This window comes from Variovorax soli NBRC 106424, from assembly GCF_001591385.1.
Lineage (GTDB): Bacteria > Pseudomonadota > Gammaproteobacteria > Burkholderiales > Burkholderiaceae_C > Variovorax > Variovorax soli.
Window position 1 is genome coordinate 1 of the sequence record NZ_BCUU01000151.1, and the last position, 8,292, is coordinate 8,292.

At 67.8% G+C, this 8,292-nt stretch carries 6 protein-coding genes; 1 reads left to right on the forward strand and 5 read right to left on the reverse strand.

The window, feature by feature from the left end; translation table 11 throughout:
* Positions 1-219 precede the first annotated feature (219 nt).
* The gene (smc, locus tag VSO01S_RS24930) at positions 220-3,747 is read right to left on the reverse strand and encodes a chromosome segregation protein SMC (RefSeq protein ID WP_068645469.1); all 3,528 of its coding nucleotides are present in this window, start codon (positions 3,745-3,747) and stop codon (positions 220-222) included.
* A gap of 332 nt (positions 3,748-4,079) precedes the next feature.
* On the opposite strand from smc, the gene VSO01S_RS24935 reads away from it, so the two are divergent.
* Positions 4,080-4,772: a P-loop NTPase family protein gene (locus VSO01S_RS24935; protein WP_068645470.1), complete on the forward strand. Its 693-nt coding sequence runs from the start codon at positions 4,080-4,082 to the stop codon at positions 4,770-4,772.
* Here the strand turns inward: VSO01S_RS24935 and VSO01S_RS24940 are convergent.
* The 4 genes from VSO01S_RS24940 to cysT are packed head-to-tail and all read right to left on the reverse strand — an operon-like array spanning position 4,742 to position 8,156.
* Positions 4,742-5,278 carry a disulfide bond formation protein B gene (locus VSO01S_RS24940; protein WP_068645471.1) on the reverse strand — a complete coding sequence of 179 codons (537 nt, stop codon included), beginning with the start codon at positions 5,276-5,278 and terminating at the stop codon, positions 4,742-4,744. The genes VSO01S_RS24935 and VSO01S_RS24940 overlap by 31 nt on opposite strands.
* Positions 5,275-6,372 (reverse strand): sulfate/molybdate ABC transporter ATP-binding protein, encoded by a 1,098-nt coding sequence (locus VSO01S_RS24945; RefSeq protein WP_068645472.1) that lies wholly within the window; start codon positions 6,370-6,372, stop codon positions 5,275-5,277. The genes VSO01S_RS24940 and VSO01S_RS24945 overlap by 4 nt, the downstream gene beginning before the upstream one ends.
* Positions 6,373-6,390: 18 nt before the next feature.
* The gene (gene cysW / locus VSO01S_RS24950) at positions 6,391-7,305 is read right to left on the reverse strand and encodes a sulfate ABC transporter permease subunit CysW (RefSeq protein WP_068645473.1); all 915 of its coding nucleotides are present in this window, start codon (positions 7,303-7,305) and stop codon (positions 6,391-6,393) included.
* Complete coding sequence (cysT, locus tag VSO01S_RS24955; protein WP_245684322.1) at positions 7,302-8,156, reverse strand: sulfate ABC transporter permease subunit CysT; 855 nt, start codon at positions 8,154-8,156, stop codon at positions 7,302-7,304. The genes cysW and cysT overlap by 4 nt, the downstream gene beginning before the upstream one ends.
* Between the last annotated feature and the right edge of the window lie 136 nt (positions 8,157-8,292).

The following is an 8,292-nucleotide window of genomic DNA, read 5'->3' on the forward strand; positions in this document are numbered from 1 at the left end:
TCGCCGCCGCCCTGGCCCAGGGGCTGCGGCGCGGTGGGCGCGGGACCCTCACCGTCGGGCACTTGCCGGGGCTGGCGCGGCGTGTTGCGGCGCGAGGTCCAGGCGTTGTAGGCGATGACGGCGGCCAGCACCAGGCCGCCGAGGATGGCGAGTGCAACAGTCAAGCTGCTCATTGAAAAGCCTCTCCCAGGCTCGATTCTTGATTTTCTCTTTGCGGCCTCATGCGGCCTCGGCCATCGAGGCGGCCGCTTCCATGTCCACCGCCACGATGCGCGAGACGCCCTGCTCCTGCATGGTCACGCCGATCAGCTGCTCGGCCATTTCCATGGCGATCTTGTTGTGGCTGATGAAGAGGAACTGGGTCTCCTTGCTCATGGCGGTCACGAGTTTGGCATAGCGCTCGGTGTTGGCGTCGTCCAGCGGCGCATCCACTTCGTCCAGCAGGCAGAACGGCGCCGGGTTGAGCTGGAAGATGGCGAACACCAGCGCAATGGCCGTGAGCGCCTTCTCGCCGCCCGAGAGCAGGTGGATGGTCTGGTTCTTCTTGCCGGGCGGCTGCGCCATCACCTGCACGCCCGAATCCAGGATCTCGTCGCCAGTCATCACCAGCTTGGCGTTGCCGCCGCCGAACAGCTCGGGGAACATGCGGCTGAAGTGGTCGTTGACGATCTTGAAGGTGCCGCCGAGCAGCTCACGCGTCTCGCCGTCGATCTTGCGGATGGCGTCTTCCAGCGTGTTGATGGCCTCGTTCAGGTCGGCCGACTGCGCGTCGAGGAAGGTCTTGCGCTCGCGCGCCACGGTCAGTTCGTCCAGTGCCGCCAGGTTGACCGCGCCCAGCGCCGCCACTTCGCGGTGCAGGCGATCGATCTCGCTCTGCAGGCCCGTCAGGCGCACCTTGTCGGTCTCGATGGAGGCCGCCACCGCCTCCAGGTCGGCCTGCGCGTCGGCCAGCAGCTGCGAATACTGCTCGAAGCCCAGGCGCGCGGCCTGCTCCTTGAGCTGGAAGTCGGTGATGCGCTGGCGCAGCGGCTCGAGCTCGCGCTCCAGCTGCAGGCGCCGCTCGTCGCTGGCGCGCAGCTTGATGGTCAGGTCGTCGTACTGGCTGCGGGTGGCGCCCAGGGCGGTTTCGCGCTCCAGCTTCAAGGACAGCGCGTTCTGCAGGCCGGCCTGCGCGGCGGCGTCGGACAGCCGCTCCAGCTCGGCGCGGGCGCGCTGGTCTTCGTCGGCGAGCGCCACGGTCTGCTGCTCGGCCGTCTGGATGGAGCGCTGCAGTTCGGCGCGGCGCGCCTCGAGCGTGCGCTGCGCAAAGGTGGCTTCCTGCGCCTGGCGCTCCAGGCTGCGATGCTGCTCGCGGCTGTCGGCCAGCTTGCGCTGCGCCTCGATGACTTTTTCGTCGAGCTGCGCATGGCGCTCCTGGCTGTCGGCCAGCTGCATGTCCAGCTCCTCGAAGCGCGCTTCGGCCGCCACGCGGCGCTCCTGCAGTTCTTCGAGCTGCGCGTTGACTTCGCCCAGGTCGGCGTTGAGCTGCTCGCTGCGTGCGCGGGTCTGCTCGGCCAGCTGCGTCAGGCGCAGGGTCTCGACCTGCAGCTCGTGCGAGCGCGACTGCGTGTCGGCCGCTTCGCGACGTGCCGTCACCAGGCGCGCGGCGGCATCGCTGTAGGCCGCCTCGGCGCGCACCAGGGCGCTGCGCGCTTCTTCGCTGATCAGGGCCTGCGCGCGCAGCTGGCGCTCCAGGTTTTCAATTTCCTGCTGGCGTGCCAGCAGGCCGGCCTGTTCCGAATCCTGGGCGTAGAAGTTGACGCCGTGGGCGGAGACGGCGTGGCCGCTCTTGACGTAGATGACACCGCCGGGCGGCAGCTTGTCGCGCAGCGACAGGGCTTCCTCGAAGCTCTGCGCCGTGAAGCTGTCATGCAGCCAGTCGGACAGCAAGGCCTGCAGGCCCGCGTCGTTCAGGCGCAATAGATCGGACAGGCGCGGCAGGCTGCCCGCCGATGCAGGCTGGGCCGCCGCGGGCGGGCTGTAGAAGGCGAGCTTGGCAGGCGGTGCGTCCTTGCCCTCGGTGCCGAGGAAGCCGCGCACCATGTCCAGCCGGCTGACTTCCAGCGCGCTCATGCGCTCACGCAGGGCTGCTTCCAGCGCGTTCTCCCAGCCCTGCTCGATGTGGATCTTCGTCCACAGGCCCTGCAGCCCGTCGAGGCCGTGCTTGGCCAGCCACGGCGCCAGCTTGCCGTCGGTCTTCACCTTTTCCTGCAGAGCGCGCAGCGCCTCCAGGCGTGCCGACAGCTCGGCCTGCTTGGCGCTTTCGCTGTTGACCTGCTGCTGCTTCTCGCGCCGCGATTCGTCGAGCTGCGGCACGGATTCCTGCAGCTCCTGCAGGCGCGCATCGGCTTCGCTGGCGGCTTCCTGCGCGGCGGCGAGCTGCTCCTGCATGTCGGCCAGCCTGGCTTCGTCGGGCGCGGCCAGGGCGCGCTTGTCGGTTTCCAGCCGCTCGGCGCGCACATTCAGCTGGCGCATCTGGTCGTCGATGTTGCGCTGGTCGGCGGCCAGCACCTGGATTTGCTGCTGCACCTGCGCGACCGCGCTGCGCTGCGCGTTGGCTTCGTCCTGCGCGCGCTGCAAGGCCTCTTCCAGCTCGGGCATGCGCGCATCGTGCTCCTCGAGCTGCGCGGCCAGCAGGATGGACTGCTCTTCGGCGTCCACGCCCTGCCCGGCCAGGGTCTCGATCTCGGCCTGCGCTTCTTCACGGCGCATGCCCCATTGCGCAACCTGCTCCTTGAGCTGGACCAGGCGCTGCTCGACGCGCTGGCGGCCTTCGACCACGAAGCGGATCTCGCCTTCGAGGCGACCCACTTCGGCGCTGGCTTCGTACAGCTTGCCCTGCGCCTGGTTGACCTGGTCGCCCGCCGCGTAATGGGCCTGGCGCACGGTTTCGAGCTCGGCCTCGACGTGGCGCAGCTCGGCGGTGCGCGCTTCGAGGTCGTTGATGGACTTCTCGGCGTCCATCTTGATCTTGGCCTGGTCGGCCTCGCTCTCGCCGCGCTTCAAAAACCACAGTTGGTGCTGCTTGCGCGTGGCATCGCCCTGCAGCGTGTTGTAGCGCGCGGCCACCTCGGCCTGCTTCTCGAGCTTCTCGAGGTTGGTGTTGAGCTCGCGCAGGATGTCTTCCACCCGCGTGAGGTTCTCGCGCGTGTCCGACAGGCGGTTCTCGGTTTCGCGCCGGCGCTCCTTGTACTTGGACACGCCCGCAGCCTCTTCGAGGAACAGGCGCAGTTCCTCGGGCTTGGACTCGATGATCCGGCTGATCGTGCCCTGGCCGATGATGGCGTAGGCGCGCGGGCCCAGGCCCGTGCCCAGGAACACGTCCTGCACGTCGCGCCGGCGCACCGGCTGGTTGTTGATGTAGTAGCTGCTGGTGCCGTCGCGCGTGAGCACGCGCCGCACGGCGATCTCGGTGAACTGGCTCCACTGCCCGCCAGCGCGGTGGTCGGCGTTGTCGAACACCAGCTCCACGCTGGAGCGGCTGGCCTGCTTGCGGCTGGTGGTGCCGTTGAAGATCACGTCCTGCATGGACTCGCCGCGCAGCTCGGACGCACGCGATTCGCCCAGCACCCAGCGCACGGCGTCCATGATGTTCGACTTGCCGCAGCCGTTGGGCCCCACCACGCCGACCAGCTGGCCTGGCAGCATGAAGTTGGTCGGTTCGGCGAAGGATTTGAAGCCGGAGAGCTTGATCGAATTGAGGCGCACGAGCTTTGCCTTGCCGGGACCGGATTTGCCGCTACGGCAAGACTCCGATCCAAGCTGTTGATTTGTAAGGAAATTTGTCGCAGGGAGAACTGCGCACCGAAGCGAAGATGATACCGTGCGGACAAGCACCAGAACGTCCAGGGAGTCCCCATGTCACATCGCCTGAAAGTGCTGCTGCCGGCGGCCCTGTCGCTGGCCCTCGCGGCCTGCGGCACGACCCGCTCGACCGACCGCGCCGAGCAAAGCGGAGGCCGCCCCTAGAATGCCCCGGCAACCCTCCGCGCGCCGATCCGGGCGCATGTCTCCCACTTCACGAAGGCAGGACAAACGGAATGAGTTCTCTCAATTTCATCGGCGGTGAAAAAGGCGGCGTCGGCAAGTCGGTCACGGCCCGGGTGCTCGCCCAGTACTTCATCGACCGGAACAAGCCCTTCACCGGCTTCGACACCGACCGCTCGCACAACTCCTTCACGCGCTTCTACCAGGGCTTCGCCTCGCCGGTGCTGGTGGACAGCTACGAGGCGCTCGACACGATCGTGAACGGCTTCGAGGACAACCCCGAGCACAGCGTGATCGTCGACCTGGCGGCGCAGACGCTGGCGCCGCTGTCCAAGTGGATCAAGGAATCGGACCTGCTCCCGCTGTTCCGCGAGCTGAACGTGCCGGTCAACTTCTGGCACGTGCTCGACGACGGGCGCGACTCCACCGACCTGCTGGGCACGCTGGTGGACACCTTCGGCGACAAGCCCAACTACATCGTGGTGCAGAACTACGGCCGGGGCAGCGACTTCGCCCTGCTGCTGGGCTCGCAGTCGCTGTCCAAGGCGATGCTGGCGGGCGCCAAGATCATTGCCCTGCCCCGCCTGCACGAGGCCAGCATGCGCAAGATCGACGCGCAGAACACCAGCTTCTGGAAGGCGGTGAACGACCGCGAAAGCCCCGCGGCCCTGGGCCTGCTGGAGCGCCAGCGCGTCAAGAGCTGGCTGGCGACGGCTTATGCCGCGTTCGACACCTTGCCGCTGTAGCCGCCCCGGGGGCGCCCGCCGGCCAGCAGCAGGCCGATGGTCAGCAGGCCGAACACCGTGAAGGCGATGAAGGACCAGTTGGCGATGGTCAGGCCCAGGAAGGACCAGTCGACCTTGGAGCAGTCGCCGCTGCCGCGGAAGATCATGGGAATGGCCCGCTGCAGCGGAAAGCTCTCGATCATTCCGTAGATGTCACGGCCGCAGCTGACGAATTCGGGCGGATACCACTGCAGCCAGCTCTGGCTGGCCGCGGTGTAGGCGCCGCCCACGCTGGCCACCAGGCCGAGCCCGCCCCACAAGGTGCGCGCGCCGCGGCCGCGCACCGCCGAGGCCAGGCCGGCGAATACGGCGACCGCCACCAGCGCATAGCGCTGCACCACGCACATCGGGCAGGGCTCGAGCCCCACCACGTGCTGCAGGTAGAGGCCGAAGGCCAGCATGGCCACACAGGCCAGCGCGATGAGGCCGAACGCACGGCGCGGCGCGCCAAAGAACCATTGAATCAAGGCGAAACCCAGTCTTCTTCCACGAACACCCGGGCCTTGCGCGGCGTGGCCACCACTTGGTCGCCCTCCTTCAGGCCCAGGTCGCGGAACTGTTGCGCAGGGATTTGCGCCTCGATGATGGTTCCGCTGCCGGGATTATCTGGATTCGATTCCACCGGCTCAAGTTCCAGCCGGGCGATGGGGCCGACCACGATGGCGCGGCCGATGCTGGCCACGATGCCGCTGGCGCCAGCCACGTAGCGGCGCACGTCCAGGTCGTGCGGCCGCACGTAGGCCAGAGCCTTGGCGTCGCGCGCCGCACCGTGCTCGGGCGCGTCGAAGCGCACGCCCTGCACCTCGACCTCGCCTTCGTGGGCACGGCCATGGAACAGGTTCACGTCGCCCAGAAAGCCGTAGACGAAGGGGCTGGCCGGGTGGTCCCACACCTCCTGCGGCGAGCCGACCTGCTCGATGCGGCCGCTGTTCATCAGCACCACGCGGTCGGCCACTTCGAGCGCTTCCTCCTGGTCGTGCGTGACGAAGATGGAAGTGACGTGCAGCTCGTCGTGCAGGCGGCGCAGCCAGCGGCGCAGTTCCTTGCGCACCTTGGCGTCGAGCGCGCCGAAGGGTTCGTCCAGCAGCAGCACCTTGGGCTCCACCGCCAGCGCGCGCGCCAGGGCGATGCGCTGGCGCTGGCCGCCCGACAGCTGCGAGGGGTAGCGGTCGGCCAGCCAGTCGAGCTGCACCAGCTTGAGCAGCTCCATCACCTTCTTCTTGATCTGCGCATCGCTCGGCCGGGTGCTGCGCGGCTTCACGCGCAGGCCGAAGGCGACGTTCTCGAACACCGACATGTGGCGAAACAGCGCGTAATGCTGGAACACGAAGCCGACCTGGCGCTCGCGCACGTGCACGTCGGTGGTGTCCTCGCCGGCAAACAGGATGCTGCCGGCATCGGCCGTTTCCAGGCCGGCGATGATGCGCAGCAGCGTGGTCTTGCCGCAGCCCGAGGGGCCCAGCAGCGCCACCAGCTCGCCCGAATCGACGTCGAGGTTGACGTTGCGCAGCGCGTGGAAGTCGCCGAACTGCTTGCTGACGTTGCGGATCTCAATGCTCATTTGTTTGTTCCTCTCACTTCAGGCGGCGGCCGTGTCCTGCACGGGCCGCTCGGGCGGCAGGTCCGCCAGCGCCTTCATCTCGCGCTCGTGGCGCCACTCGATGACCGACTTGATCACCAGCGTGACCAGCGCCAGGATGGCCAGCAGCGAGGCCACGGCGAAGGCCGCGACCGACTGGTACTCGTTGTAGAGCACCTCCACATGCAGCGGCATGGTGTTGGTCTGGCCGCGGATGTGGCCCGACACCACCGACACCGCGCCGAACTCGCCCATGGCGCGCGCATTGCTCAGGATCACGCCGTACAGCAGCCCCCACTTGATGTTGGGCAGCGTCACGCGCCAGAAGGTCTGCCAGCCGGTGGCACCCAGCACGATGGCGGCCTGCTCCTCGTCGGTGCCCTGCGCCTGCATCAGCGGAATGAGTTCGCGCGCAATGAAGGGAAAGGTCACGAAGATGGTGGCCAGCACGATGCCCGGCACCGCGAAGATGATCTTGATGTTGTGCTCGGCCAGCCAGGGGCCCAGCCAGCCCTGCGCGCCGAACACCAGCACGTAGATCAGGCCCGCCACCACCGGCGACACCGCAAAGGGCAGGTCCACCAGCGTGGTGAGCACGGCCTTGCCGCGGAACTCGAACTTGGCGATGGCCCAGGCGGCCGCAATGCCGAACACCAGGTTCAGCGGCACCGAGATGGCGGCCGTGATCAGCGTCAGGCGGATGGCGGACCAGGCATCGGGCTCCTTCAGGGCCTCCACATAGGCGCCGAAGCCCTTGCGCAATGCCTCGGTGGCCACGGCCGCCAGCGGCAGCACGAGGAACAGCCCCATGAAGGTCAGCGCCAGGCCGATGAGCAGCCAGCGCACCACCGGCGACTCGGTGGTGCCGGCCTGCGCGCGGCGCACGTTGCTGCGAAGTGCCGTCCCGCCGCTCATGACGAGGCTCCCGAACGCTTGCGCTGCCAGCCTTGCAGCGCGTTGATGACCAGCAGCATCACGAAGGAGATGAGCAGCATCACCAGCGCGACCGCCGTGGCGCCGGCGAAGTCGTACTGCTCGAGCTTGCTGATGATGATCAGCGGCGTGATCTCCGAGATCATGGGCATGTTGCCGGCGATGAAGATCACCGAGCCGTATTCGCCGATGGCCCGCGCGAACGCCATGGCAAAACCGGTGAGCAGCGCCGGCGTGATCGACGGCAGGATCACCAGGCGGAAGGTCTGCCAGCGTGTGGCGCCCAGCGAGGTGGCGGCCTCTTCAAGTTCCTTCTCGGTGTCCTCGAGCACCGGCTGCACCGTGCGCACCACGAAAGGCAGGCCGATGAAGATCAGGGCAATGACCACGCCGGCCGGCGTGAACGCCACCTTGATGCCGTGCGGCTCGAGGAACTGGCCGACCCAGCCGTTGCCGGCCAGGAGCGCCGTGAGCGAAATGCCGGCCACCGCCGTGGGCAGGGCGAACGGCAGGTCCACCAGCGCATCGACGATGCGCTTGCCGGGAAAGTTGTAGCGCACCAGCACCCAGGCCACCAGCAGTCCGCCGAACAGGTTGACGATGGCCGCGATCAGCGAGGCGCCGAAGGTCAGCCGGTACGAGGCGAGCACGCGCGGCGAGGCCACGGCCGTCCAGAACTGGTCCCAACTCAGCGTGAAGGTCTTGAAGACCAGCGCCGACAGCGGAATCAGCACGATCAGGCAGAGATAGAACAGCGCATAGCCCAGCGTCAGGTTGAAGCCGGGCAGCACCCGCTTGGCCCGACCGCCGGCGCTGGAACGTAAAACCGGCATGGCCACGGGAGGCGATACCGGTGAAATGCTTGTATTCATGGTTCTTGTCTTGCTCCTCTCCCCCCTGGGGAGAGGCTGGGTGAGGGGCACGCGCCACCTTCATCATGGCGCGCCGCCCCCAATGGCGCGCATGCCC

What these genes read in the sequence shown, in the direction of transcription:
- VSO01S_RS24935 (WP_068645470.1), top strand. Translation starts at nt 4,080, where the DNA reads ATGAGTTCTCTCAATTTCATCGGCGGTGAAAAAGGCGGCGTCGGCAAG.
- VSO01S_RS24945 (WP_068645472.1), bottom strand. Translation starts at nt 6,372, where the DNA reads ATGAGCATTGAGATCCGCAACGTCAGCAAGCAGTTCGGCGACTTCCAC.
- cysW (WP_068645473.1), bottom strand. Translation starts at nt 7,305, where the DNA reads ATGAGCGGCGGGACGGCACTTCGCAGCAACGTGCGCCGCGCGCAGGCC.
- cysT (WP_245684322.1), bottom strand. Translation starts at nt 8,156, where the DNA reads ATGCCGGTTTTACGTTCCAGCGCCGGCGGTCGGGCCAAGCGGGTGCTG.